Here is a 26,085-nt window from a genome sequence, read left to right as displayed (position 1 = left end):
TCTACTCACGCTTCTTTAACCTGGACATTTAACGTTGCTGTGACTTCATTGTGCAGTTTTAGTGGTACTTTCGTGACGCCGAGTGTCTTGATCGGGTGCTCGAGTTCGATTTTACGTTTATCGATTTTGTACCCCATCTGTTTCAACTCATCTGCAATCTGTTTGCTTGTGACAGAACCGAAGACACGACCGCCTTCACCTGTTTTTGTTGAAACGATGATCGTTTCTTTTTCAATCTTTTCTTTTAATGCTTGCGCATCTTGTAATGCTTGTTTCGCTTCTTCTGCCGCTTTACGCTCATGTGCTTCATGCTGCTTGAGGTTTCCCGTTGTAGCCGGACGTGCCAATTTCTTTTTGAACAATACGTTATTTGCGTATGCGTCAGCGACGTCCTTGACGTCTCCTGTTTTACCTTGGCCTTTTACATCTTGTAAGAAAATAACTTTCATTCTGTTTCCTCTCCTTTTGTCTCATCTTCTAAATAGTGGTCAATCGCTTTTCTTAATTCGGTTGCGACGGTCAGGACCGATTCGGTCATCTGTGTCGCTGCATTCGTTAAATGACCGCCGCCGCCAAGTGTCTCCATAATCAGTTGAACGTTCACTTCACCGAGTGAACGGGCACTGATCGCCGTCCTGCCGTCCTGTAATTCCGCAATGACGAACGCGGCACGGATGCCTTGGAGCGATAACAGCTGATCTGCCGTTTGGGCAATCAGGACCTGATCATGAATGACACCGGGCTCGGCCGTCGCAATCGCCATCCCGGCAGCGTAGACTTCTGTCCGCTCGAGGATATGCGACTGCTCGACGTACGTCTCGAGGTCCTGACTGAGAAACTCTTGCACGAGGACCGTATCGGCGCCCTGCGAACGTAAATACGATGCCGCATCGAACGTCCGGGAACCGGTCCGTAACGTAAAGCCTTTCGTATCGACGATGATTCCGGCAAGTAAGGCCGTCGCTTCAAGCATCGCCAGTTTCTGATTCGTCGGCTGATATTCAATCAGTTCCGTGACCAGTTCTGACGTCGATGACGCATACGGTTCGAGATACACGAGAACCGGTTCTTCAATAAAGTCTTCGCCCCGCCGGTGATGATCGATGACGACCAGGCGTTCAAAACGCTCCAGCAATGCCGGGACGACGACGAGCGACGGTTTATGAGTGTCGACGATAATCAGAAGTGCCTGATCATCAATCAACTGATCGGCTTGGAATGCATTGATGAAACGGGTCTCGAGTTTTGGTTCCTGGCTGATTTCATTCATCATCCGCCGGATCCCTTGTCCGATATCGGCTTCCGGTAGAACGATATGAGCTTCTTTATCGTTCATCTCGGCTAATTTTAAAATTCCAATCGAGGAGCCGAGGGAATCCATATCCGGATTCCGGTGTCCCATGATAAGGACACGGCTTGATTCCTGCATTAAATCACGCAAGGAATTGGCAATGACACGGGCCCGGACACGGGTCCGTTTTTCGGTCGGATTGGTTTTTCCGCCGTAAAAACGAACTTTCCCGTCCCGTTTGATGACGACCTGATCGCCCCCGCGACCTAAGGCCAGATCGAGACTCGATTGAGCCATCAAACCAAGTGCCGGAATCGGATCACTGCCGCATCCGATTCCGATCGAGAGCGTCAACTGGACACCGCGTTGGCTCGTTTCTTCCCGGACGGTATCGAGAATCGTAAATTTCGACCGTTCCAAAATCCGTAAGTTCTCTTCCGTCGTCACAATGAAGTAACGGTCGGAAGCAGTCCGTTTGATATACGTGCCGTGATCCGCGGCCCAGTGATTCAACAATTGGGTGACGCGGCTGTTCAGTTCGCTGCGAAGCTGATCTTCAATCCCTTGTGTCATCTCGTCATAGTTATCGAGATAGATGACGCCGATCACCGTTTGATTATCGACCAGTTGCTGCTCGACCTGGGCTTCTTCTGTCATGTCGAACAAGTAGAAGGTCCGGTTTTCGCTGTTTGAAAAGACACGGTAAACCGATTCGCCGATTTCAAGTGTCGCTTGATCTTCATCGACACCGATCATTTCCACGAACAAAGGATCAAGATCCGTCAAAACGTGTCCCATGGCCAGATCTCCGAAAATTTCACGCATCGGATCATTGAACCAGGTGACACGTGCTTCTTCATCATAAAGTAAAATTCCAATCGGCATGTTCGTCAAAGCATCTTGACCGGTGTCTTCGACTTGAATCGATATACCGGCGACGTAGCTTTCCCAAGACTTCCGACCACGTCGTTCCTCCAGCAGATGAAGGACAAACAGTGCCGTCGTCAAGACGGCTCCAACCGCTGCGATGATTGGGTGATCGACGGCAATGACAAAAAGTAGAGCCACGATTAACAGATACGGAACGAAGCGAAAAAAGCGCTGTTCTCGCTCAGGTGATACTTGCTGACCTAACCCCATCGCGTCCTCCTTGTATACTAAATATACTCGTATGAAAAATTCGGTAACTTGTATATTATAACCGAAAAGGCGGACCGGTTGAAAGCGAAGCGAAAAAAAGCGCCTTTCCTTCGAAAAGGAAAAGCGCTGGACCGTAATCAGTCAGCTACGTATGGAATTAAAGCCATTTGACGTGAACGTTTGATTGCGATTGTAAGTGGACGTTGGTATTTCGCTGAAGTACCAGTCACACGACGTGGAAGAATCTTACCGCGTTCCGAAATGAAACGTTTGAGAAGTTCTACGTCTTTATAATCGATATGAGTGATGTGGTTCGACGTGAAGTAACATACTTTACGACGACGTTTTCCACCTGGACGACGTGCCATGTGATTAACCTCCTTTTTAGAGTAAATTTTTCAGTCCGACGTTTCCATTAGAATGGAAGATCGTCGTCTGAAAGATCGATCGAACTGCCGCCGCTGAACGGATCAGCGCCGAAGCCCGAATTCGATGAAGATGAAGCGGGTGCTGGCGAGGAAGAGTTGTTCTGCTGTTGCTGTGAACCCCATCCTGCAGCATTTCCGTTTCCACCTGTATTTGAATTCGAAGAGTAGCTATCACTATCGGAAGAACGGCTTGCATTGCGTGATTCAAGGAATCGAACACTATCCGCGACGACTTCTGCACGATAACGACGTTGACCATCTTTATCGTCATAGCTACTAATCTGAAGGCGACCCTCAACTCCTGCAAGGCTCCCTTTTTTCAAATACTGAGCAACGTTCTCTGCTTGCTTGCGCCATACGACGCAATCGATGAAGTCAGCTTCTCGCTTCCCATCTTGTCCTGTAAACGGACGGTCACAAGCGAGTGTGAATCGCGTTACCGCAATCCCGCTCTGCGTATAACGCATTTCAGGGTCACGAGTTAACCGACCGACTAAAACGACGCGGTTAATCATCAGAATCACTCTCCTGTTTCAGCTTATTTCTCGTCTTTTGTGATCATTAAGCGAACGATATCGTCACTGATCTTCATGAGACGGTCAAGTTCTTTAGTAGCTGCTGGTTCAGCAGTCACGTTAAGAAGAACGTAGAAACCTTCACGCATATCATTGATTTCGTAAGCAAAACGACGTTTACCCATTTCAGTTGTTTTTTCAACTGTACCACCGTTGTCAGTAAGGACTTTGTTGAAACGCTCAACTAGAGCTTTTCGTGCTTCCTCATCAACTTCCGGACGGATGATGTAAAGTACTTCGTATTTACGCATATCTGTCACCTCCTCTTGGACTGGCGGCTCGATTCATCGAGCAAGGAGCAATAATTCATTACTCACATTTGTTAATACTATCAAAGTATTTTGGTTTATGCAATAACCATTCGTTCGCTTCGCTTAAACGTTGAAGCGGAATGTGACGACATCGCCGTCTTGGAAGACATATTCTTTTCCTTCAGAACGGTAGCGCCCTTGTTCTTTAACAGTTGCCATGTTTCCGGCTGCTGCCAAATCCTCGTAAGCGACAACCTCCGCCCGGATGAATCCGCGTTCGAAGTCCGAATGAATGACACCGGCACATTGCGGCGCTTTCATACCTTTTTTGAACGTCCAGGCACGGACTTCTTTTTCGCCTGCTGTGAAGTATGTCGCAAGACCAAGCGTGTTGTATGCTGCGTGGATCAACTGATCAAGACCCGATTCTTCGATTCCGAGGTCAACGAGGAACTCTTGGCGTTCTTCCGGCTCGAGTTCAGCAATTTCTTCTTCAATCCGGGCACAGATGATGATGACTTCCGCGCCTTCTTTTGCTGCGAATTCACGAACGAGACGAACGTTTTCGTTACTGTCTGCATCTGCGACTTCATCTTCGCCGACGTTTGCGACATACAGCATCGGTTTCATCGTCAACAATTGGAAATGCTTGACGATTGCTGCCTGATCTTCCGTTAACTCGGCAAGACGTGCCGGCTTTTCGTCTTCCAGTAATGCCAAAACGATTTCAAGTGCTTCGAGTTCACCCGCTGCATTTTTATCGCGTGACTTGACTTGTTTTTGAACACGTTGAATCCGTTTTTCGACCAATTCGAGATCCGCAAGAATCAATTCAAGGTTGATTGTTTCGATATCATCGATTGGTGAGACTTTTCCTGAAACGTGTGTGATGTTCTCATCGATGAAACAACGGACGACCTGACAAATCGCATCCACTTCACGGATGTTGGCCAAGAATTTATTTCCGAGCCCTTCTCCTTTTGAAGCTCCTTTGACGATTCCGGCGATATCCGTGAATTCGAATGCCGTCGGGATTGTTTTCTTCGGATTGACGAGTTCCGTCAATTTACGAAGACGTGCATCCGGCACCTCGACGACACCGACGTTCGGGTCGATCGTTGCGAACGGATAGTTCGCCGCCTCGACACCTGCTTGTGTAATTGCGTTAAAAAGTGTTGATTTTCCTACGTTTGGTAAGCCAACGATTCCGGCTGTTAATCCCACTTGGAATTCCTCCTTTTCGGTATTTCCTAGGAAATCCGTGCTAGCGGCCGCAGTGGGTAGAATGATTACACCACGTCAGCACATCTTTCACAATTATAGATAGTTCAATTTTTTTAAGCAAGGAGATGCGTCTTCTTTTTTTACAGACAAGATTGTTTCACGCAGGTTTGGCCGTAATTCAACGCAATCGTTTTATTTTTAGTAAAAAATCCCCGGCAACCGGTAACGGTCGCCAGGGATTTGTCTATATTCACTCAGGTAAAACTTTTTTCAAACGCTTATCGAAGTCACGACGCGGCATCAAGATACTGGCGCCACATCCTTGACATTTAATCCGGATATCCATCCCGACACGGATAATTTGCCAACGGTTCGTTCCGCAAGGATGTTGTTTTTTCATTTCGACATAATCATGAAGATTGTATGTTTTTGGCACCATCGGCTTGACCACCATTCCCTTGTTCTGTATTCATCATGACCATCCGTGGATACGGAATCTTAATTCCTTCCAGTTCGAGTCCTTGCTTGAGTTCTTTCCGGATCAATCGTCCGGCCTGGAAATGTTGCATCGGCGGCACTTCCGCCATCAGACGATAGACGACTTCCGAAGGTCCAAGTGTCTGAACGCCAAGCATTTGAATCGGCTCGATAAACATATCTGTATATTTTTCAGTCGTCGCATTCGCGATTTGATGCAAGACCTGTTCGACCCGTTCCAAATCTTCTTCGTACGAAACTTGCACATCGACCAACGCAAAACTGTTGTCGACGGAGAAGTTCGTCACCTGCAGGATTTGTCCGTTCGGAATGATATGGATTTCTCCATTCAATCCTTTTAACTTCGTCGTCCGGATTCCGAGTTCCGTGACGACACCCTCAATCAAACCAACACGGACGAAGTCACCGACTTTGAACTGACGCTCAAAGATGATGAAGGCCCCGGTAATGATATCCTGAACCAGGTTCTTTGCCCCAAACGAGATGGCAAGACCAGCGATACCGGCACTGGCGACCAATCCCGTGATGTTGATCCCGAACTGACTGAGGACCGTCAGAAGCATGACGATACCAAGAACGTAACGGATCGCATTTTGAAGTAATTTCAGCAACGTTTCATTTTGGCGTTGCGCCAGGGAATCGTGTTCATTAATCTTTCGAATCGTAAATAGTCGTGAAACCGCGCCTGTTAAAATACGCATCAGTATATAAAAACCGGCGATGATAATCAGGGCGATTAATAGCTTGAGCCCAAAGCGGATCCACATGTCTGCGTCCATGACTTGTGCAAAAATCCGATCCACTTGAGCGACTGAATCCTGTACGTCTTTATTGGTAGCCATTCTCTCCATCCTTTCGACTTCTCTCTATTACGACAGTATACGTGATTTTAAATGACTTTCAACCAAAGAACCAATTTCGACGTTAGATTTTCACAAAAACCGGGAAAGGAAAATCATTACAGAATGCCTTCACTCTCACCATGACACCAGGATGCTGACACCAGGAGAAGAAAGGATGATCCAGATGAATTTCCGTTTTCATTCTCACGAAAAAAAGCCCTATTCTTTCTTTTTAGAATATACGGAACCATTCGCCAAGGAACGGCTGGCTGAACAGTTGCATGAACAAGTCAGTGCCATGAAAGAAAATCGTCCTGTCGTTCTTGTCTGTATCGGTTCCGACCGGTCGACCGGCGACTCACTTGGACCGCTTGTCGGGACCTTTTTAGAAAAAAACCGTCCTTCGAACATGCATGTCTACGGGACATTAGCCAAACCAGTTCATGCCTTGAATCTAGCGGAAACGATTCATTCGATTCAAACGACACATTACCGTCCGCTTGTCATCGCCATTGACGCCTGTCTCGGCCGTCTGTCCAGTGTCGGTCATGTCTTCTTCTCCGAAGGTCCGCTTGCTCCTGGTGCCGGTGTCCAAAAAGAATTACCGGCTGTCGGTGACTTTAATATTAAAGCGGTCGTGAACGTCAGCGGCTTCATGGAAATGATGATTCTTCAAAATACACGGCTCCACCTCGTTTATGAGTTGGCGGAACTCGTCGCCGACAGTTTTGCCTTGCTCGATACGAAGCTTGCGGCTGAAACGACACGTACGACCATCTCCTTCACACCACGCTCGATTTAAGGGCAACTTTTTTCCTTTCTTTTATCCTGCACCTGTCAAAAAAGGATCCATTTCAAGTCTGACACTGGAATGGATCCTTTGCTGTTACTCTTCTTCCGGTAAAAGCAGTTCGAGAATCCGATTCAAATCGGCCTCGTCCGTAAAATCAATTTCGAGTTTCCCGGCTTGTTTTGTGGTTTTGATCCGGACAGTCGCTCCGATTCGTTCCCGTAACGTTTCTTCGATGAAATCCAGCTCCGTTGACTGTTTGACGGCCGGACGGACTTGTTTTTTTTCACGTAACTCTTGTTCGAGACGACGGACATTCCAATTTTCACGCATAACACGTTCCGCCATCCGTTCGATTTTCAATGGATTTTTTAACGCCAACAAGGCCCGGGCATGACCCATCGATAACCGTTCTTCCATGACGGCTTGTTGGACCTCAACCGGTAACTGTAATAAACGGAGACTGTTCGTAATATGGGAACGACTTTTTCCGACACGGTTCGCAAGCTCTGCCTGTGTGATGTTAAATTCCTCTAACATCTCGGCATAGGCCATGGCTTCTTCAATTGCACTCAAATCCGCACGCTGAATGTTTTCAATCAGTGCCAGTTCCATGACACGGGTTTCGTTCGCTTCAATAATCAAGACCGGAACACGACTGAATCCCGCTTGTTTTGCTGCCTGATAACGACGCTCCCCGGCAATGATTTCATAAAATCCCTCGCGCGGGCGGACGACAATCGGTTGAATCATTCCGTGCCGCGTCAAGGAATTGGCCAGTTCAGTCAGTGCCTTCTCGTGGAACTGTTTGCGTGGCTGCCCCGGGTTCGGCCGGATGGCTCCAATCGGTATTTCATTCATACGTATCTCTCCTAAACGTAGCGGAAGGCACGACCGCTAGTTTACGGACGTGCCTTCACGATGCGGATCCGCACCTCGACATATTCTTCACAATCAACTTCTTCTTTTTCGACCGTCAAACCGGTCCGTTCAATCATATCGACAGAATCACGGATCGTATTTAAAGCGATCCGTGTATCCCGGGCAAAACTTTTGTGACGCTTTTTCGGAACTTTTGGGGTCAATAACCGTTCGACACGTTGTTCCGTCTCTTTGACATTCCATTCGCGTTCGATGATTTCAACCAAAACCTGAAGCTGTAAATCAGCTGCTTTTAACGGCAGGAGAGCCCGGGCATGGCGTTCCGTGATTTTCCGTTGTTTCAGGGCTTCCCGGACCGTTTCCGGTAACCGCAGCAAACGAAGCTTGTTTGCAATCGTTGACTGGCTCCGTCCGAGTCTGCGTGCCAGCACTTCCTGTGTGATTTCCTGCATCGCAAGCAACCGCGCGTACGCTTCCGCTTCTTCGATTGGTGTCAGTTCTTCACGTTGTAGATTTTCGATGAGTGCGAGGGCAGCCGTCGTCTCGTCTGTCATCTTTTTAATGATAGCGGGAATTGTCTCCCATCCGAGCGATTGAACTGCCCGAAAACGGCGTTCGCCGGCGATGATTTCATATCCTTCGCCTTGTTTTCGGACGACAATCGGTTGCAGTAAACCATGTTCTTCAATCGTGGTCGCTAGTTCGGTAATCCGTTCCCCGTCAAAGACGGTCCGCGGCTGGAACCGGTTGGCGACCAGTTCCGTTAACTTCAACTCACGGACAGTATCTTGTGGATCTAGCTCTAGGGAAACGGGTTGTCCTCCCTTACCGAGCAGTTTGGCAATTGCATTCTTCACGTTGGTGTACCTCGCCTTCATCAGTCATCGTTTCACGTGAAACGGTGTTTAACCCAGTGGATCTTTTGCCGGTGTCCCCGCTTTACGCGGATATTTCCCGGGTGTTAATCGTTTTTTATCGACAATTACGATATTACGCTCACTTTCTTCACCTGGCAATTGGAATTGGAAACTTTCCCGCAAATTTCCACCTAACACCTTCAAGGCTGTCGCGCCTTCTTCGAGTTCTTCACCGAGCTTCGCTGCTTTTAACGCGACGAATTGGCCGCCGACTCGGGCAAGCGGTAAACAGTATTCCGCAAGAACGGACATCCGGGCAACGGCACGCGCCGTCACGACATCAAAATGTTCCCGGAACTGTTTATTTTTCCCGAATTCTTCGGCACGTCCGTGGTGGAAGGCAACGCCTTCAAGTCCAAGTTCTGTTGCGAGCATATTCAAGAAGCCGATCCGTTTGTTGAGTGAGTCGATGATCGTCACTTTCAGATGCGGGAACATGATTTTGATCGGCAGACTCGGAAAACCGGCGCCGGCACCGACGTCACACACCGTTTCGACTTTTGTGAAGTCAAAATAGAACGCCGCTGTGATCGAATCATAAAAGTGTTTCAAATAAACGCCTTCTTCATCCGTGATCGCCGTCAAATTCATTTTCTCATTCCATTCGACAAGCAGTTCATAGTATTTACGGAACTGTTGCAATTGATGGTCTGAGACGTCTAATCCTTGCTCCGCTAATGCGGTTACGAATTGCTGTTGGTTCATTCTCTTCACTCCGCAGTCAATGCGTATTGGCCTTGCTCGATATAAACAAGCAAAATCGAGATATCAGATGGATTGACCCCTGAAATCCGTGATGCTTGTCCGATCGAAAGCGGACGCACTTGGTTTAGTTTTTGTTTTGCTTCAATTGCGAGACCACTGATGACATCGTAATCGAGACGTTCCGGAATCCGTTTTTTCTCCATCCGCATCATCCGTTCGACTTGATCAAGCTGTTTGTCGATGTAACCGGCATATTTGACCTGGATTTCGACCTGCTCCGCTGCTTCCGGAGACAAAGCGACCGGTGGCGGTGTCATGTCGGCAATCATCGCATACGTGATTTCCGGACGTTTCAGTAACGTGATCGCATGTAATGCCTCTTTCAACGGCGAAACACCGATTTCCGTCAAGCGCTCGTTCACTTCACTCGTTGCTTTAATGACGACTTTTTCGAGTCGTTTCATTTCCCGTTGGATGTCTTCTTTTTTCTCAGCCAGTTTCGCATGGCGTGTCTCGTTGATTAATCCGAGATCGTATCCGATATCCGATAAACGCAAATCGGCATTGTCATGACGCAACAATAACCGGTATTCGGCACGTGACGTCAACAGACGATACGGTTCGTTTGTTCCTTTTGTGACGAGATCATCGATCATGACACCGATATACCCTTGTGAACGGGACAGAATGAGCGGATCTCTTTCCTGAACTTTCAGTGCCGCGTTGATTCCGGCCATGATGCCTTGTCCGGCTGCTTCTTCGTAGCCGCTTGTCCCGTTGATTTGTCCGGCTGTAAACAGTCCGGCGATCCGTTTTGTTTCCAGTGTCGGCCAGAGTTGCGTCGGAACGACTGCATCATATTCGATCGCATAACCGGGACGCATCATCTCTGATTTCTCAAGTCCTGGAATCGACCGTAAAATATCGTGTTGGACATCTTCCGGCAGACTCGTTGACAGTCCTTGGACATAGACTTCTTCCGTATCACGGCCTTCCGGCTCAAGGAAAATCTGGTGACGCGGTTTATCACTGAACCGGACGACCTTATCTTCAATCGACGGGCAATAACGGGGACCCGTTCCTTTGATCATTCCCGAGAACATCGGGGAACGATGGAGATTCGCATCGATCAATTGGTGCGTATATTCAGTCGTATACGTCAACCAGCATGGAATCTGTTCCGTGATCATCTGTGTCGTTTCATGACTGAACGGCAATGCGACAGCATCACCCGGTTGAATTTCCGTTTTCGAATAATCAATCGTTTTCCCGTCGATCCGGGGTGGTGTACCCGTTTTGAAACGGGCGAGCTCGAAACCGAGTTCTTCCAGATGTTTCGAAAGATTGACTGACGGCATCTGGTTGTTCGGACCGCTCTCATACGACAATTCACCGATGATGATTTTCCCACGCATGAAAGTTCCGGTCGTGATGATGACCGCTTTTGCCCGGTATTCGGCTCCTGTATTCGTCACGACGCCGACACACGTATCGTCTTCGATGATTAACCGCTCGACGAGTGCTTGACGTAACAACAGATTCGGTTCGTCTTCAAGTGCTTTTTTCATCCGGTTTTGATACTCGAATTTATCCGCCTGTGCCCGAAGTGCACGAACAGCCGGACCTTTTGATGTGTTGAGCATCTTCATTTGAATATACGTCGCGTCGATTGCCCGTGCCATTTCTCCGCCGAGGGCATCGATTTCCCGGACGACGATTCCTTTTGCCGGACCGCCGATTGACGGATTACAATACATGAATCCGACCATGTCGGGATTCATCGTCAACATGACGGTTTTTGAACCCATACGGGCGGCTGCAAGAGATGCTTCAATTCCTGCATGACCGGCTCCGATGACGATGACATCGAATTCGCCTGCTTGATAAGCCATAACTGTGGTTCCTCCTTTTAAAAATCAACAACCTGACAACATTTATTTTCCTAAACAAAATTGTGAGAATAATTTATCGAGTAAACTGTCCTGTGCCGTATCGCCATTGATTTCACCGAGTGTATCCCACGCCCGGCGTAAGTCAATCTGGACCATATCAATCGGCATCGATGCTTCTGCCGCACCAAGTGCATCTTCAATCATTTGGCTCGCCTGTTTAATGAGTTGAATGTGACGGGCATTCGAGACGTACGTCATATCCTGCCCCTCGACCCCTTGTTCAAAGAAGAGAGCCGCAATGGCCGCTTCAAGATCCATGACTCCGGCTTCTTCCAGCAGGGACGTCGTGACAATCGGACGGTCATCTGCCAACTGTTTTACGCGCTCGAGATCAATCTGTTGCGGTAAATCACTTTTATTGACGATGATGATGGCGTTCATGCCCCGAATCGCTTCGAATAACAAGACATCCTCTTCCGTCAATGCATCGTTCCCGTTTAAGACAAGTAAAATCAAGTCCGCTGAGTTAAGGGCCTGACGGGACTTCTCGACACCCATCCGTTCGACGATATCTTCCGTCTCCCGGATGCCGGCCGTATCAATTAACTTCAGCGGGACACCGCGGACGTTGACGTATTCTTCAATCGTATCCCGTGTCGTCCCCGCGATATCGGTGACGATGGCTTTTGCTTCTTGCACCAATGTGTTGAGCAAAGACGATTTTCCAACATTCGGACGTCCGATGATCGCTGTCGACAAGCCTTCCCGCAGGATTTTTCCCTGTCGCGCTGTCGACAACAGTTCCGTTAGAATCCGGCGGACCTCGCCTGCATCTTTTTGGACGATTTGCTGCGTCATTTCTTCGGCATCATATTCCGGATAGTCGATGTTAACTTCAATCGAAGCAATCGTCTGCAACAATTGTTCCCGTAAATCTTGGACCAGTTTTGACAGGCGTCCTTCGATTTGACCGACGGCAACCGTCATCGCCCGGTCTGTTTTCGCCCGGATCAAGTCCATGACGGCTTCTGCTTGTGACAAGTCAATCCGACCGTTCAGGAAAGCCCGTTTCGTAAATTCACCCGGTTCTGCGAGCCGGACATCCGGTTGTTCGAGAATCAGTTCGAGTACCCGATTGACGGCAACGATTCCGCCGTGACAATTCAGTTCGACGACATCTTCCCGCGTAAAGGTTTTCGGTGCCCGCATGACACTGACCATCACTTCATCGACGACCTGTTCTGTCGTCTGTTCAACCAATTTGCCGTAATGAATCGTATGTGTCGGGACTTTGTTCAATCGGTTGGCACCGCGGTAGACGCGATCGGCTGTTTCGACTGCTTTAGGACCGGACAAACGGACAATCGCAATTGCACCTTCACCCATCGGCGTCGAAATCGCGGCTATCGTATCAAATTCCATCATCAGTTATTCACACCTCGTTTTCTGCAATCTTTTCTATATTTAATGTTCAGGACTATTTAAATGGGTATAACGTGACAACTATACACGAAATAGCGCAAAAGAAAAAGAGCGACACTCTGTAAAACGGAGTATCGCTCTTACTTATTGTTAACGTTTCTTTTTCGGTTTTTTCGGAGCAGGAGCAGCGTTCGCCGCTTCTTGTTCGCGTTTTGAAGCAATCGTTGCTTCCGTCTGCGCTTTGATTTTCTCACGCATTGGCTTCATGATGGCAATCGTGACGATGATCGAGAAGATGTAACCGACGACCCAGTACAGCGACAAGGCAGATGGTAACGTTACACCCATGACGAAGATCATGATCGGGAAGACGTACAACATGATTTTCATCTGTGGATTGTCATCTTGTCCCGCCATCGAGAGTTTCTGCTGCAGATACGTAAAGATAGCAGACAGGATCGGTAAGATGAAGTACGGATCCGGTTTTCCAAGATCGAACCAGAGGAACGTATGTTGGAAAATCGCCGGTGTATAGATGATTGCGTTGTAGAAGGCAATCAAAATCGGCATTTGAATCAAGATCGGTAAACAGCCGGCAAGCGGATTGACATTGTGCTCTTGGTACAGCTTCATCATTTCCTGTTGCAGTTTTTGCTGTGTTTCCTGATCTTTCGAACTGTACTTCTCACGAAGCTTCATCATTTCTGGCTGGATAACTTGCATACCACCCATACTTTTCGTTTGTTTGATCATCAACGGCAAGATGACGAGACGAACAAGTAACGTCGTGACGATGATTCCGATTCCGTAATCCCCATTAAAGAAATGCGAAATTTCACGAATGAGCCAAGCCATCGGCCAAACAAAGTAATGTTTCCAGAAGCCTTCTGTGTCACCAGTAATCGGTTCACCTGTTCCGTATGTCCCAGGTGTACAACCGGATAGAACGACCGCGAGTACGGACATCAATCCGAGAGTCAGCCAAATCTTAGTTCTCTTGTTCATAATTCCTCCTAGTAATGTTTACACGTGGTCGGTCCTCGAAGTTCTATCTATATATAGAAGCAGGCGAGTGGCCGCTACAAATCAACAGGATATACTACACGTTTATTTTACCTGTCGCTTCCAGACACCGGATCGTTTAAAGACATGGCGTAAACTGTCAGCAACTTCTTGAGCAGTCATCTTCGCAGCCGGATTGCGTGCGATGATCACAAAATCATAATTCGGGGCAAGCGAGGCTTCATGAAGCTGACATGCTTCACGCACATACCGTTTGACCTGGTTGCGAACGACGGCATTCCCGATTTTCTTACTCACCGATAAACCAATCCGAAAGTGAGTTTGCTGCTCTTTCTTTAGTGCATATACGACAAATTGCCGATTTGCGACAGAGGCTCCCCGAGTAAACACCGCTTGGAACTCCTTGTCTTTCTTGACGCGGTATTCCTTCTTCACCTTGATCACACTCCATCCTGTCATCACGAAAATTCGTCGTCTTTCATCATATCATAGAACAAACCCGCTCTGCGAGAGGGGTCTTGTGACAAAAGCACGAACATCCCTTAAAACTACAAAAAAAAGATCACTTCAGGCAGCGCCAGAAGTGATCTCATCATCGCTCGATTATACAGTCAAGGCTTTGCGGCCTTTAAGACGGCGAGCAGCCAAGATCCGGCGGCCACTCTTCGTTGCCATGCGCGCACGGAATCCGTGAACTTTTTTGCGCTTACGGTTGTTTGGGTTGAAAGTTGGTTTCATTAGTCTGCACCTCCTTTAAAAATTACTCTATAAAAATCATCGTTTTCTACTTTAAGGCAGTCTTGTACATTATATAAAGCAAAAGTGACCTTGTCAATGAAAGTTCAGAAGAATTATCACAAGCATTTTCAGCAAAAAATGACGGGATTCGTGAAAATAGGATTCCCCAGTCGGTTTCATATCATACGATACGATTTGTCGATCGGATGGAATGGAAAACGAATCAAACAATCCCTTTTTCAAACTATCCACAGACTTATCCACACTATCCACACTTTCCGTGGATAACTCATCACTTTGTCTACAATAGTATTTTTTAAAATCAACGTCAAGGTTTGTTTTTAGAATTTTTAACGCCACTTTTTTCATTTTGTGCATAACTATTTCTGAACGCTTCCTCTTTCGAAAAGTTATACACACCTTATCCACAGTTTATCCACACTGTCCACAGCCTGTGGGTAACTGCCTGTGTATATGTGGATTTACTTGTGGATAAATCGTTCTAAGCATTGCCAGACCTCATTTCATTTGATACACTAATTGTGCATAACAAGAACGTAAGACAAATTGATTCTTCAAGTTATACACAACCTGTGGATAACTTTATACACAGAAATCAGCCCCTGTGGATAACGTTATCCACAGTTTTTATGTTCTGGGGATAAGTCTTGTTCCTTCATTAACCTTGTCCTGTGCATAAAGCTGTGTATAGTTTTTTATATCATGATAGAAAAAGGGGGGTATTTATGAAAAACGCTGCCGAACTTTGGCACAATGTATTATCTGTAATCGAGGAAGAACAACGTACCCCAAAAGCGAGTTACGACATGTGGTTAAAGTCTACCGAAGGGGTCACGCTCAACGGCACGACGTTAATCGTCTCGGCACCAGCCGCATTTACCGTCACCTGGTTGGAACGTCAGTACTTATCTCTATTAGAAGATACCGTCGAAGAAGTGACAGGAAGCCGGCTTGATATTCAGTTCATCGAGGAAGGTCAAGCAAAACATATGCTCGATCGTCAAAATGAGGAAGAAGAAGTGATCGAAGTCGCACCGGCGAAGACTAAAACACAAAAGGCCCGTAAGTCCTCTGATGAACTGGTCATGAGTGAACTCGGACAGTTGAATGAAAAATATACGTTCGATACGTTTGTCATCGGATCAGGGAATCGTTTTGCACACGCTGCTTCGTTAGCTGTAGCGGAAGCCCCGGCTAAAGCGTACAATCCGCTTTTCATCTATGGTGGCGTCGGACTGGGGAAAACGCACTTGATGCATGCGATTGGTCAATATGTTCAGGACCAGAAGCTGGGGACAAAAATCGCGTACGTTTCCTCTGAACAGTTTACGAACGACTTCATCAACTCCATTCGGGATAATAAAACGGTTCAGTTCCGCAATAAATATCGCAACATCGATGTTCTATTAATCGATGATATTCAGTTTCTTGCCGGAAAAGAGCAGACGCAGGAAGAGTTTTTCCACACGTTTAATGCCTTGCATAACGATCAGAAACAAATCATCATCTCGAGTGACCGTCCACCTAAAGAAATTCCGACGCTTGAAGACCGGTTGCGTTCCCGTTTCGAGTGGGGTTTGATTACAGACATCACACCACCGGATCTCGAAACACGAATTGCGATTCTTCGTAAAAAAGCGAATGCGGAACAACTGGATGTTTCCAATGAAGTCATGCTCTATATCGCGAGCCAGATCGATACGAACATTCGGGAACTCGAAGGGGCCTTAACCCGCGTCATTGCCTACGCCAACCTGGTCGGACGCACCATTGATCCTAATGTTGCCGCTGAAGCATTGCATAATATCATGCCTGCGAGTGAACCACGGAAAGTCACGATTCGTGATATTCAGGAATCGGTCAGTAAACACTTTAATCTGCCATTTGATGACTTAAAAGCTAAAAAACGGACGAAGTCGATTGCTTTCCCCCGGCAGATTGCCATGTACCTGTCGCGGGAGATGACAGAAAGCTCATTGCCGAAGATTGGTGAGGAGTTTGGGGGACGTGATCACACGACCGTCATTCATGCACACGAAAAAATCAGTACACTTGTCAAATCGGATGGAGAAACGGGAAAAGTCATCGAACAAATCAAGCATGAATTGAAACATTCGTAAACCTGTGGATAAGCTGTGGATAAAAGAGGCTAGTTATCCACAAGTTATCCACACGCGTTTTGGCTCTATACCAAGTTATCCACCGACTTATCCACACTATCCACAGCCCCTAATACTATTATTAAAAAAATATATTATTATGTTATGATGATGTAACGCCCATTTTGAGAGGAGCTTAACGACAATATGCATATTACAATTCAACGGGATACTTTAATCCAAGCAATTCAAGATGTAGCAAAAGCTGTTTCATCCCGGACAACGATTCCGATCTTAACGGGAATCAAACTCGAAGCCCACGGAGACGGTATGACGCTGACAGGAAGCGATACGGAAATCTCAATCGAACGGACGATCTATGCGGAAGAGAATGGTACTTCATATGTCACGGTCCATCGTGCAGGCAGTGTCGTCTTGAATGCCCGCTTCTTTGGGGATATCGTCAAGAAGTTACCCACAGATGAAGTGATCCTTGAAGTTTCACCAAACTTCATGACACGGATTCAATCGGGTACGGCAGAATTTCATCTGAACGGACTTGATCCTGATGAATTCCCGCGCTTACCGCAAGTTGACGGCGGACAACAGTTCCGTTTACCGGCTGATTTGTTACGGTCAATGATCCGTCAAACGAGTTTTGCCGTTGCTGTACAGGAAACACGTCCTGTATTGACGGGTGTTAACTTCTCGGCGGACAAGGACATCCTGACATGCGTCTCGACAGACAGTCACCGACTGGCGTTACGACGGGCACAATTTGAGACGGACAATGAGATTTCGTTCCAAAACGTCATCGTACCTGGAAAAAGCTTAAACGAATTATCTAAATTACTTAGTGATGGTCACGTCGACATTACGATTACGAATCAACAGATCCTGTTTAAGATGAAACACGTCTTATTCTTCTCGCGTCTGCTTGATGGCAACTATCCGGATACATCCCGTTTGATTCCGGAAGAGTACCGCACGGCAGTCCGCATGAATGCGAAGGAATTACTTCAAGCAATCGATCGTGCGTCACTGCTTGCACGGGAAGACCGCAACAACGTCATCAAGTTCGCAGCAGAAGGCACGACGGCAGTCGAAATTTCTTCGCACTCACCGGAAGTCGGTAAAGTGTCGGAACAAGTCAGTATCTTATCGCTTGAAGGAGAAGAACTGAAAATCTCTTTCAACTCGAAATATATGATGGATGCGTTAAAGGCACTCGATGCGACGGATATCGAAATCCAGTTCACCGGTTCGATCCGACCGTTCATCCTGCATCCGGTTGACCAAGACAACGTCCTGCAACTGATTCTTCCTGTTCGGACAGCATGATTCATACCCAAGGAACCCTCTATGTTCCTTGGGCTTTTTTTGAAATCCGTATATACGTTCGTTCATTTTGCCAAATCGTAAGTTTTTTAGTACAATAAAGAGTACGTCATTTATAATATGTAGGTAGGAGGAGTCAAACCATGAATCAAATCAAGATTTCAACAGAATATGTCACATTAGGTCAGTTCCTGAAACTTTCTGATATCATCTCGAGCGGTGGACAAGCTAAACCGTTCCTCGCCGAGGTACCCATTCTTGTCAACGGTGAAGTCGATCAGCGACGCGGTCGTAAATTACGGGATGGAGATGTGATTGACGTAGAAGATTACGGTCAGTTCATCATTAAGAACGAGGGAAACTAACGTGCGACTAGATTCGGTCCGGCTCAGTCACTATCGCAACTATGAGTCGTTGGAATTATCTTTTTCCGAAAAGACGAATGTGCTGATTGGAGAGAATGCGCAAGGGAAGACAAATCTCCTGGAAGCGATCTATGTTCTTGCCCTTGCGAAGTCTCACCGGACGACGCATGACAAAGAATTGATCCAGTGGGATGCCGAGACAGCTCGTGTCGAAGGACGGATTCATAAAAAAAGAGGATCTCACTCGCAGGAAATCGCGATTTCAAGCCGTGGTAAAAAAGCGAAGCTAAATCATCTCGAACAGCGCCGGCTCAGTGATTATGTTGGTGCGTTGAATATCGTGCTGTTTGCACCGGAAGACTTACACATCGTCAAAGGCAGTCCTCAAATCAGACGTCGTTTTTTGGATATGGAAATTGGTCAGGTCAGCCCGGTCTATCTACATGAATTAAGTCAGTATTTAAAAGTCCTCAAACAACGAAATGCATTGCTTAAGCAGTTATCGATGAAAGGTGGGGACGAGACGTTCCTCGATGTCTTGACGGAGCAGATGATTACGCTTGCCGTTAAAATCGTTCAGCGCCGTCATCACTTCATTGCCCAGCTCGAAAAGTGGGCACGTCCGATTCATGAAGGAATCAGTCGCGGACAGGAACAGCTCGTCCTTATTTACCGTTCGGATACATTCAGCAATGATTTGCTCGATGTTGAAGGAATGACTGCTTCTTACATGCAGAAGTTTGGTAAAATGAAGACAAACGAAATCCGAAGAGGTGTGACGTTGTTCGGTCCGCACCGGGATGACTTCGAAATGGAAGTCAACGGTCGGAATGTCCAGACTTATGGTTCACAAGGACAGCAACGAACGGCAGCACTCTCTTTGAAATTAGCAGAGATTGAATTGATTCATGAAGAAGTGGGGGAATATCCATTGCTACTTCTAGACGATGTCTTATCCGAGCTCGATGATCATCGTCAAACCCATTTGCTCGATACGATGCAACAAAAGGTGCAGACCATTCTGACGACAACGAGTGTCGATGGAATCGCACATGAAACGATCAAACAGGCGAAGTTGTTCCACGTGAAACAGGGGGCCGTCATTTTGGAAGAGACATCATACAAAGAAATAGTAGGTGAGAAAACCGATGAGTAATCATGAAGATATGGAATTAGAACAAGGGTACGGTGCCGATCAAATTCAGGTGCTTGAAGGTCTAGAAGCCGTTCGGAAACGTCCGGGTATGTATATCGGATCGACTGCATCGAAGGGGCTTCACCATTTGGTGTGGGAAATCGTCGATAACTCGATCGATGAAGCACTTGCAGGATATTGCGATACAATCAAAGTCACGATTGAACCGGGTAACTCGATTCTGGTCGAAGATAACGGACGGGGAATCCCGGTCGATATCCAAGAGAAGATGGGACGTCCAGCAGTTGAGGTCATCTTGACCGTACTTCATGCCGGCGGTAAATTCGGCGGCGGCGGATACAAAGTATCCGGTGGACTTCACGGAGTCGGGGCATCTGTCGTTAACGCCCTGTCGACGAAACTTGAAGTATTCGTCAAACGGAATGAAAAGTTGTATTACCAAGCGTATCACCGCGGTGTACCTGCTGCCGATTTAGAAATTATCGGCACGTCAGAAGAAACCGGGACGATGATCCGTTTCTTCCCGGATGATGAAATCTTCCAGGAAACTCTTGAATACGATTATGATCTGCTGGCGACACGTCTTCGTGAGCTCGCATTTTTAAATAAGGGACTGACGATCGAAATTACGGATGATCGTGCGGATGAACCGATTACGCGCAGCTTCCATTACGAAGGCGGAATTAAGTCTTACGTCGAGCATTTAAACCGTTCGAAAGAAGTCGTCCATGAAGAACCCGTTTATGTACACGGGAACCGCGACGGGATTGAAGTCGAAGTCGCGTTGCAATATAACGATGGTTTTGCAGCCAACATCTATTCGTTCACGAACAATATCCCGACCCATGAGGGCGGAACACACGAAACCGGTTTTAAGACGGCTTTGACACGTGTCATCAATGACTACGCGAAAAAATTCGGTCTGATGAAAGAAGCCGATGGTACGTTGTCCGGTGAAGATGTACGTGAAGGGATGACAGCGATCGTCTCGATCAAACACCCGAATCCACAGTTCGAAGGACAGACGAAAACGAAACTCGGCAACTCGGATGCACGGACAGCAACGGATACGTTGTTCTCGTCTGCGTTTGAACAGTTCATGATGGAGAATCCGACAAGTGCCCGTGCCATCGTCGAAAAAGGAATGATGGCGTCTCGTGCCCGGATGGCTGCGAAACGTGCCCGTGAATTAACACGACGTAAAGGCGTTCTTGAAGTGAGCTCACTTCCAGGGAAACTTGCCGACTGTTCATCACGTGATGCGACGATTTCTGAAATCTATATCGTTGAGGGTGACTCGGCGGGTGGTTCAGCAAAATCTGGACGTGATCGTCATTTCCAAGCGATTTTACCGATTCGAGGTAAGATTTTGAACGTCGAAAAAGCACGTCTTGATAAGATTCTCGGCAGTAACGAAATCCGGACGATCATTACGGCGCTCGGAACGAGTATCGGTTCTGAATTCAACATCGAGAAAGCCCGGTATCATAAAGTCATCATCATGACCGATGCCGACGTCGATGGTGCCCACATCCGGACACTGTTATTGACATTCTTCTATCGTTACATGCGTCCGCTGGTCGAGCACGGTTACGTCTATATTGCCCAGCCGCCGCTTTACGGAATCAAGCAAGGAAAAAACATCACGTACGTCCACAACGAGCGTGAGTTGAACGAAGCACTGGCAGCACTTCCGGAAAACGCACGATACGACATTCAGCGTTATAAAGGTCTCGGTGAGATGGATCCGGAGCAACTGTGGGAAACCACGATGGATCCGAGTGGTCGTCAAATGCTGCGTGTCGAATTACAGGACGCGATCGAAGCAGATGAGGTCTTTGACATTTTGATGGGAGACCAGGTAGAACCACGTCGTGACTTTATCCAGTCGCACGCCCACTATGTGAAGAACTTGGATATTTAACGTTGAATAGAGAGGGTGGCCATACGAATGTCCGATCAACAAGGAATCATTAAAGATATCAACATCAGTCAAGAAATGCGTACATCCTTCATGGATTATGCGATGAGCGTTATCGTCGCACGTGCTTTACCGGATGTCCGTGACGGTTTAAAACCGGGTCATCGTCGTATTTTATATGCGATGAATGACCTCGGGATCCGCGCGGATAAACCGCACAAGAAGTCTGCCCGTATCGTCGGTGAAGTTATCGGTAAGTATCACCCGCACGGTGATTCTGCTGTTTACGACACGATGGTTCGTATGGCACAGGACTTCAGCTACCGGTATGAGCTCGTCGACGGTCACGGAAACTTCGGTTCGGTCGACGGCGACTCCGCTGCAGCCATGCGATATACGGAAGCCCGTATGTCAAAAATCGCAATGGAAATTGTACGTGATATCAATAAAAACACTGTTAATTTTAAAGATAACTACGATGGATCAGAACGGGAACCGGAAGTGTTACCGTCCCGCTTCCCGAACTTGCTTGTCAACGGTTCGAGCGGGATTGCAGTCGGGATGGCAACGAATATCCCACCGCACCAGCTCGGTGAAGTCATCGATGGAGTCCTTGCGTTATCGCATAATCCGGACATCACGATTTCTGAACTGATGCAGCATATTCCAGGACCTGACTTCCCGACAGCTGGAGAAATCTTGGGTCGCAGCGGAATTCGCCGCGCTTATGAAACCGGTCGTGGATCAATCATCGTCCGGGCGAAAGCCGAAATCGAACAGACAAAAAAAGATCGCGAACGGATCATCGTGACGGAGTTGCCGTACCAGGTCAACAAAGCCCGTCTCGTTGAAAAAATTGCCGATCTTGTCCGTGAGAAAAAAATCGAAGGTATCACCGATTTGCGTGATGAGTCTGATCGCCGTGGTATGCGTGTCGTGATGGAGATCCGTCGTGATGCGAATGCGAGTGTCATCCTGAACAATCTCTACAAACAGACATCGATGCAGACGACGTTCGGTGTCAACATGCTTGCCATCGTCAGTGGACGTCCGCGTACCCTGACGCTGAAGGAAATGTTGTACCACTATCTCGAGCACCAAAAAGAAATCGTCCGTCGCCGGACACAGTTTGATCTCGAGAAAGCAGAAGCACGGGAACATCTTCTTGCAGGCCTGCGGATTGCGCTTGATCACCTTGATGAAGTCATTAAGATCATCCGTGCCAACCGCACAGCAGATGCTGCCCGTGAACAGTTGATGGAACGGTTTGAATTGTCCGAGAAACAATCACAAGCAATTCTTGATATGCGTCTACAGCGTTTGACTGGTCTCGAACGTGAGAAAATCGATGCCGAGTACGATGAGATCATGGCATTGATTACAGAACTCAAACGAATCCTTGAAAGTGATGAAGTCTTGCTCGAATTGATCCGGACAGAACTTGAAGAGGTGAAAGAACGCTTCAATGACCAGCGCCGGACCGAAATTCGGATGGACCACATCGAATTTGAAGATGAAGATTTGATTCCGGAAAAAGATATCATCATTACGTTGACAAGCAGCGGCTACATTAAACGTCTTACGACGGATTCGTACCGTGCTCAACGACGTGGTGGACGTGGTGTCCAAGGAATCGGTACAAACGACGCGGATTATGTAACACGTCTCTTGTCATGTTCGACGCATGATACGATTCTGTTCTTTACGAACCGCGGAAAAGTCTACCGGATTCGCGGCTATGAAGTGCCGGAGATGAGCCGGACGTCGAAAGGTGTTCCAATCATCAACTTGATTCAAATCGAACGTGATGAGAAGGTCGAGACGATGATTCCGGTCAACTTTAAACGTTACCTCGAAGAACAAGAGGCAGCGGAAGCAACCGAAAACATCATTGATGTCGAAGTCACTGCAGAAGATGCACCGGATGGTCTTGAAGAACCGGAAGAAGCGCTTGATGCAGAAGAAGTGATGCAGGATGAACAGAAATCGTTGATCTTCATGACGCGTAAAGGTCGTGTCAAACGTTCACCGTTATCTGCTTATGCCCGAATCAATAAAAATGGATTGATTGCGATTCGTCTGTTTGAAGATGATGAATTGACATCTGTCCGTCTTGCTTCGACAGAAGATGAAGTCTTTACTGTCTCAAATACCGGAAAAGCGATCCGCTTCCCGATTACGAACGTGCGCTCGATGGGTCGTGGTGCCCGCGGTGTCAAAGCGATGAACTTATCGGCAGACGCAATCGTCATCGGAATGGAACTTGCCCGTGATGAACAGGATGTACTCGTCATTACGGAAAAAGGTTTCGGTAAACGGACGCCAATGACAGAGTTCCGGACACAATCACGTGGTGGTAAAGGATTGATCGCTAGTAAAGTAACGGACCGGGTCGGACAAATCGTGGCACTCCGGATTGTGGATGTCGATGATGACATCATGATCATGACGGAAAGCGGCATCGTCATTCGAACAGATTCACAAAATATCTCCAGTGTCGGACGTAATGCACAAGGGGTTAAAGTGATTCGAATCGAAGAAGGCGACCGTGTCGCAACAGTTGCGAAACTGAAAAAAGAAGATGCTGTCGAGGAAGAGGGTATTGTACTGGAAGAAGGCGAAACGGGTTCGGAAGAACAGCCGGTTTCCACTTCTGAGATGAACAGTGAATCTGAGCAGACAGAAGAATAAACGAAGCAGAACGACGTACAGCAGAGTGGGGACAACTTGTCTTTACTCTGCTGTTTTTCTAAAAATCATTTAGGGAAAGGGACGAGACAACGATGCGTGTGGCAAGTGAGCGACTTATTCTTGGTGACCGGATAACCGAGTCTTTGTTTTTACATACAGATATTCCAATCGTCGAGGCAGGCAAAAAAATCGGGGCAGATGAGTTAAGACGAATCAAACGATTTTTGATCAAAGAGGTGGACATCGAGAAACGACCTGAAGGTATGAGCGAAGCTTCGATGATGGATCAAGAACTGGACGACATGATAGAAGACAGTATATTTGATTCATTGATCGAGACTTATAATCAGGTGTTCACTTCCTGGGAGCAGGGATTGGTTCCAAATGTATACGATGCATTGAGATGGGTGAAGGAATCGATGCCGGAGACGATGCGTCGGGACGACATCTTACCGTATTTCCTAGAGCGCGGAACAGAAGCTTATACGGTTCGACATGCGATTTACCGGGGGGCAATTGCGCAACTGCTCGCAGAGGCAGCGGGAAAAGAGCGCAAGATGATTCACGATTTATGGGTCGCGTCCTATTTTGCCGATTGTGGATTAGCGCGAATCATGGAATGGCGTCATACAAAACGTTATGAAGCGATGCAACAAGAAATCTTTCACCGTCATCCTGCAATGGCGTTCCAAGCCTTACAAAAGGAAAACATCATTTCCGATACAGTCAAACGCTTGATTGTTCAACATCATGAACGGTTGGACGGTTCCGGATATCCCTTGAAAGTCAAAGGGGATAAAATCATGGATCATACAAGATTGTTCATCGTGGCAGACGTCTTTGCAGCCATGACAAGTTGGCGTCCGTACCGTGAAGCATATAAGGTATATGATGCATACTGCCATTTAAAAGCGCGGCCTATGCAATATGATTCGAAATATGTGATGCTCCTTGGACAGTTGCTCTTACCGATTGAACCGGGTGACCGTGTCTTGATGAGTAATGGAAAGATTGCAACAGTCCTTCGAAAAAACAGTATATTTGACCGCCCGGTGATTGCGTATGAAGAACATAACCGGCGTATCGTTAAAGATTTGATGGAGGACCGGCAGCTGAACATCATTCAGCTCATGGATTAAAGATCTGTATCATCTGCATTATATATAGAAGGAACACTCTCTTTTTTGTCATAAATCTGATGAAAAAAAGAGTTTTTCTTTTTTTATAAAAAACACTTGTACAATAATAAATCCCATGGTATATTATTTCTTGTCCTTAAGAGGACGAGCGCACTGCACGAAACAAGAAAAAAACTTCTTTTAAAAAGTTGTTGACTTATTGTTTCAGACTTGGTATTCTAATTGAGTCGCCAAAACAGGCGCGGACGAACTTTGAAAACTGAACGATGAGGCAAAAAACGTATCTTCGGATACAAACAATGAATGAAGCGCAAGCTTCGTCAACGTGACTCCGGTCACAAAAACGAGCAAGTCAAACACTTTATGGAGAGTTTGATCCTGGCTCAGGACGAACGCTGGCGGCGTGCCTAATACATGCAAGTCGAGCGCAGGAAGCTCACGGAACTCTTCGGAGGGAAGTGAAGGGAATGAGCGGCGGACGGGTGAGTAACACGTAAGGAACCTGCCCCAAGGATTGGGATAACTCCGAGAAATCGGAGCTAATACCGAATAGTTCTTCAGACCGCATGGTCTGATGATGAAAGGCGCTCCGGCGTCACCTTGGGATGGCCTTGCGGTGCATTAGCTAGTTGGTGGGGTAATGGCCCACCAAGGCGACGATGCATAGCCGACCTGAGAGGGTGATCGGCCACACTGGGACTGAGACACGGCCCAGACTCCTACGGGAGGCAGCAGTA

General features: G+C 47.3%; 24 protein-coding genes and 1 rRNA gene. 9 read left to right on the top strand and 16 right to left on the bottom strand.

Annotated features, from left to right (window positions below; all coding sequences use genetic code 11):
• Window positions 1–5: 5 nt before the first annotated feature.
• The 8 genes from rplI to ABIC15_RS10445 form a co-directional block, all read right to left on the bottom strand.
• Window positions 6–449 (bottom strand): 50S ribosomal protein L9, encoded by a 444-nt coding sequence (rplI, locus tag ABIC15_RS10480; protein ID WP_012371894.1) that lies wholly within the window; start codon window positions 447–449, stop codon window positions 6–8.
• On the bottom strand, window positions 446–2,431 hold the full coding sequence (locus ABIC15_RS10475) for a DHH family phosphoesterase (RefSeq protein ID WP_012371895.1): 1,986 nt from the start codon (window positions 2,429–2,431) through the stop codon (window positions 446–448). Before ABIC15_RS10475 ends, rplI begins: the two co-directional genes overlap by 4 nt.
• 137 nt (window positions 2,432–2,568) lie before the next feature.
• On the bottom strand, window positions 2,569–2,799 hold the full coding sequence (gene rpsR / locus ABIC15_RS10470) for a 30S ribosomal protein S18 (RefSeq protein ID WP_012371896.1): 231 nt from the start codon (window positions 2,797–2,799) through the stop codon (window positions 2,569–2,571).
• 47 nt (window positions 2,800–2,846) lie between these two features.
• Window positions 2,847–3,374: a single-stranded DNA-binding protein gene (locus ABIC15_RS10465; protein WP_012371897.1), complete on the bottom strand. Its 528-nt coding sequence runs from the start codon at window positions 3,372–3,374 to the stop codon at window positions 2,847–2,849.
• A gap of 23 nt (window positions 3,375–3,397) precedes the next feature.
• On the bottom strand, window positions 3,398–3,685 hold the full coding sequence (rpsF, locus tag ABIC15_RS10460; protein WP_012371898.1) for a 30S ribosomal protein S6: 288 nt from the start codon (window positions 3,683–3,685) through the stop codon (window positions 3,398–3,400).
• A gap of 123 nt (window positions 3,686–3,808) precedes the next feature.
• On the bottom strand, window positions 3,809–4,909 hold the full coding sequence (gene ychF / locus ABIC15_RS10455; RefSeq protein WP_012371899.1) for a redox-regulated ATPase YchF: 1,101 nt from the start codon (window positions 4,907–4,909) through the stop codon (window positions 3,809–3,811).
• 250 nt (window positions 4,910–5,159) lie between these two features.
• The gene (locus ABIC15_RS10450) at window positions 5,160–5,348 is read right to left on the bottom strand and encodes a DUF951 domain-containing protein (RefSeq protein ID WP_214766766.1); all 189 of its coding nucleotides are present in this window, start codon (window positions 5,346–5,348) and stop codon (window positions 5,160–5,162) included.
• Complete coding sequence (locus ABIC15_RS10445; RefSeq protein WP_354020641.1) at window positions 5,320–6,249, bottom strand: mechanosensitive ion channel family protein; 930 nt, start codon at window positions 6,247–6,249, stop codon at window positions 5,320–5,322. The genes ABIC15_RS10450 and ABIC15_RS10445 overlap by 29 nt, the downstream gene beginning before the upstream one ends.
• A gap of 184 nt (window positions 6,250–6,433) precedes the next feature.
• Here ABIC15_RS10445 and yyaC point away from each other — a divergent pair, with 184 nt between their 5' ends.
• Window positions 6,434–7,051, top strand: coding sequence for a spore protease YyaC (gene yyaC, locus ABIC15_RS10440; RefSeq protein ID WP_041262072.1), 618 nt, complete (start codon window positions 6,434–6,436; stop codon window positions 7,049–7,051).
• 84 nt (window positions 7,052–7,135) lie between these two features.
• Here the strand turns inward: yyaC and ABIC15_RS10435 are convergent, their stop codons facing one another.
• From ABIC15_RS10435 to rpmH, 8 genes are all read right to left on the bottom strand, one after another.
• Window positions 7,136–7,900, bottom strand: a complete 765-nt coding sequence (locus ABIC15_RS10435; protein ID WP_214766762.1) for a ParB/RepB/Spo0J family partition protein — start codon at window positions 7,898–7,900, stop codon at window positions 7,136–7,138.
• Between the two features lie 41 nt (window positions 7,901–7,941).
• Window positions 7,942–8,799 (bottom strand): nucleoid occlusion protein, encoded by an 858-nt coding sequence (noc, locus tag ABIC15_RS10430; RefSeq protein ID WP_251139532.1) that lies wholly within the window; start codon window positions 8,797–8,799, stop codon window positions 7,942–7,944.
• A gap of 27 nt (window positions 8,800–8,826) precedes the next feature.
• Entirely contained in the window at window positions 8,827–9,543 is a 717-nt protein-coding gene (rsmG, locus tag ABIC15_RS10425; protein WP_354020640.1) for a 16S rRNA (guanine(527)-N(7))-methyltransferase RsmG, read from the bottom strand.
• 5 nt (window positions 9,544–9,548) lie between these two features.
• Window positions 9,549–11,435, bottom strand: a complete 1,887-nt coding sequence (mnmG, locus tag ABIC15_RS10420; RefSeq protein WP_114596775.1) for a tRNA uridine-5-carboxymethylaminomethyl(34) synthesis enzyme MnmG — start codon at window positions 11,433–11,435, stop codon at window positions 9,549–9,551.
• 42 nt (window positions 11,436–11,477) lie between these two features.
• Window positions 11,478–12,857 (bottom strand): tRNA uridine-5-carboxymethylaminomethyl(34) synthesis GTPase MnmE, encoded by a 1,380-nt coding sequence (mnmE, locus tag ABIC15_RS10415; protein ID WP_354020723.1) that lies wholly within the window; start codon window positions 12,855–12,857, stop codon window positions 11,478–11,480.
• A 150-nt stretch (window positions 12,858–13,007) separates the two neighbouring features.
• Window positions 13,008–13,862 (bottom strand): membrane protein insertase YidC, encoded by an 855-nt coding sequence (gene yidC / locus ABIC15_RS10410; protein WP_114596777.1) that lies wholly within the window; start codon window positions 13,860–13,862, stop codon window positions 13,008–13,010.
• Window positions 13,863–13,964: 102 nt separating this feature from the next.
• A complete protein-coding gene (rnpA, locus tag ABIC15_RS10405) occupies window positions 13,965–14,315 on the bottom strand; it encodes a ribonuclease P protein component (RefSeq protein WP_012371909.1) in 351 nt (116 codons plus the stop codon).
• A 168-nt stretch (window positions 14,316–14,483) separates the two neighbouring features.
• Window positions 14,484–14,618, bottom strand: coding sequence for a 50S ribosomal protein L34 (gene rpmH / locus ABIC15_RS10400; RefSeq protein WP_012371910.1), 135 nt, complete (start codon window positions 14,616–14,618; stop codon window positions 14,484–14,486).
• 746 nt (window positions 14,619–15,364) lie between these two features.
• On the opposite strand from rpmH, the gene dnaA reads away from it, so the two are divergent.
• The 8 genes from dnaA to ABIC15_RS10360 form a co-directional block, all read left to right on the top strand.
• Complete coding sequence (dnaA, locus tag ABIC15_RS10395; protein WP_114596780.1) at window positions 15,365–16,759, top strand: chromosomal replication initiator protein DnaA; 1,395 nt, start codon at window positions 15,365–15,367, stop codon at window positions 16,757–16,759.
• Between the two features lie 186 nt (window positions 16,760–16,945).
• A complete protein-coding gene (dnaN, locus tag ABIC15_RS10390) occupies window positions 16,946–18,079 on the top strand; it encodes a DNA polymerase III subunit beta (RefSeq protein WP_012368916.1) in 1,134 nt (377 codons plus the stop codon).
• A 140-nt stretch (window positions 18,080–18,219) separates the two neighbouring features.
• A complete protein-coding gene (gene yaaA / locus ABIC15_RS10385) occupies window positions 18,220–18,441 on the top strand; it encodes a S4 domain-containing protein YaaA (protein WP_012368917.1) in 222 nt (73 codons plus the stop codon).
• A gap of 1 nt (window position 18,442) precedes the next feature.
• The gene (recF, locus tag ABIC15_RS10380) at window positions 18,443–19,597 is read left to right on the top strand and encodes a DNA replication/repair protein RecF (protein WP_354020639.1); all 1,155 of its coding nucleotides are present in this window, start codon (window positions 18,443–18,445) and stop codon (window positions 19,595–19,597) included.
• A gap of 10 nt (window positions 19,598–19,607) precedes the next feature.
• Window positions 19,608–21,521 carry a DNA topoisomerase (ATP-hydrolyzing) subunit B gene (gene gyrB, locus ABIC15_RS10375; RefSeq protein WP_200868725.1) on the top strand — a complete coding sequence of 638 codons (1,914 nt, stop codon included), beginning with the start codon at window positions 19,608–19,610 and terminating at the stop codon, window positions 21,519–21,521.
• Window positions 21,522–21,548: 27 nt separating this feature from the next.
• Window positions 21,549–24,209 (top strand): DNA gyrase subunit A, encoded by a 2,661-nt coding sequence (gene gyrA, locus ABIC15_RS10370; RefSeq protein ID WP_354020638.1) that lies wholly within the window; start codon window positions 21,549–21,551, stop codon window positions 24,207–24,209.
• Window positions 24,210–24,301: 92 nt separating this feature from the next.
• Window positions 24,302–25,348, top strand: coding sequence for an HD-GYP domain-containing protein (locus ABIC15_RS10365; RefSeq protein ID WP_012368921.1), 1,047 nt, complete (start codon window positions 24,302–24,304; stop codon window positions 25,346–25,348).
• A gap of 360 nt (window positions 25,349–25,708) precedes the next feature.
• Window positions 25,709–26,085 (top strand): 16S ribosomal RNA (locus ABIC15_RS10360); the annotation flags it as partial.

Source organism: Exiguobacterium sp. PvP048 (assembly GCF_040549175.1).
Classification (GTDB): domain Bacteria; phylum Bacillota; class Bacilli; order Exiguobacteriales; family Exiguobacteriaceae; genus Exiguobacterium_A; species Exiguobacterium_A artemiae.
The sequence above is the reverse complement of the archived record's forward strand: the minus strand, read 5'-3'. Positions and strand labels throughout refer to the sequence as shown.

Excerpts from the sequence above, each read along its gene's own strand:
- rpsR (WP_012371896.1), bottom strand. The coding sequence starts at position 2,799 with ATGGCACGTCGTCCAGGTGGAAAACGTCGTCGTAAAGTATGTTACTTC.
- noc (WP_251139532.1), bottom strand. The coding sequence starts at position 8,799 with ATGAAGGCGAGGTACACCAACGTGAAGAATGCAATTGCCAAACTGCTC.
- ABIC15_RS10435 (WP_214766762.1), bottom strand. The coding sequence starts at position 7,900 with ATGAATGAAATACCGATTGGAGCCATCCGGCCGAACCCGGGGCAGCCA.
- ABIC15_RS10450 (WP_214766766.1), bottom strand. The coding sequence starts at position 5,348 with ATGGTGCCAAAAACATACAATCTTCATGATTATGTCGAAATGAAAAAA.
- ABIC15_RS10445 (WP_354020641.1), bottom strand. The coding sequence starts at position 6,249 with ATGGCTACCAATAAAGACGTACAGGATTCAGTCGCTCAAGTGGATCGG.
- ABIC15_RS10465 (WP_012371897.1), bottom strand. The coding sequence starts at position 3,374 with ATGATTAACCGCGTCGTTTTAGTCGGTCGGTTAACTCGTGACCCTGAA.
- yaaA (WP_012368917.1), top strand. The coding sequence starts at position 18,220 with ATGAATCAAATCAAGATTTCAACAGAATATGTCACATTAGGTCAGTTC.
- mnmE (WP_354020723.1), bottom strand. The coding sequence starts at position 12,857 with ATGGAATTTGATACGATAGCCGCGATTTCGACGCCGATGGGTGAAGGT.
- dnaN (WP_012368916.1), top strand. The coding sequence starts at position 16,946 with ATGCATATTACAATTCAACGGGATACTTTAATCCAAGCAATTCAAGAT.
- rsmG (WP_354020640.1), bottom strand. The coding sequence starts at position 9,543 with ATGAACCAACAGCAATTCGTAACCGCATTAGCGGAGCAAGGATTAGAC.
- rpmH (WP_012371910.1), bottom strand. The coding sequence starts at position 14,618 with ATGAAACCAACTTTCAACCCAAACAACCGTAAGCGCAAAAAAGTTCAC.
- yyaC (WP_041262072.1), top strand. The coding sequence starts at position 6,434 with ATGAATTTCCGTTTTCATTCTCACGAAAAAAAGCCCTATTCTTTCTTT.
- mnmG (WP_114596775.1), bottom strand. The coding sequence starts at position 11,435 with ATGGCTTATCAAGCAGGCGAATTCGATGTCATCGTCATCGGAGCCGGT.
- ABIC15_RS10365 (WP_012368921.1), top strand. The coding sequence starts at position 24,302 with ATGCGTGTGGCAAGTGAGCGACTTATTCTTGGTGACCGGATAACCGAG.
- gyrA (WP_354020638.1), top strand. The coding sequence starts at position 21,549 with ATGTCCGATCAACAAGGAATCATTAAAGATATCAACATCAGTCAAGAA.
- yidC (WP_114596777.1), bottom strand. The coding sequence starts at position 13,862 with ATGAACAAGAGAACTAAGATTTGGCTGACTCTCGGATTGATGTCCGTA.
- rplI (WP_012371894.1), bottom strand. The coding sequence starts at position 449 with ATGAAAGTTATTTTCTTACAAGATGTAAAAGGCCAAGGTAAAACAGGA.
- rpsF (WP_012371898.1), bottom strand. The coding sequence starts at position 3,685 with ATGCGTAAATACGAAGTACTTTACATCATCCGTCCGGAAGTTGATGAG.
- ABIC15_RS10475 (WP_012371895.1), bottom strand. The coding sequence starts at position 2,431 with ATGGGGTTAGGTCAGCAAGTATCACCTGAGCGAGAACAGCGCTTTTTT.
- gyrB (WP_200868725.1), top strand. The coding sequence starts at position 19,608 with ATGGAATTAGAACAAGGGTACGGTGCCGATCAAATTCAGGTGCTTGAA.
- dnaA (WP_114596780.1), top strand. The coding sequence starts at position 15,365 with ATGAAAAACGCTGCCGAACTTTGGCACAATGTATTATCTGTAATCGAG.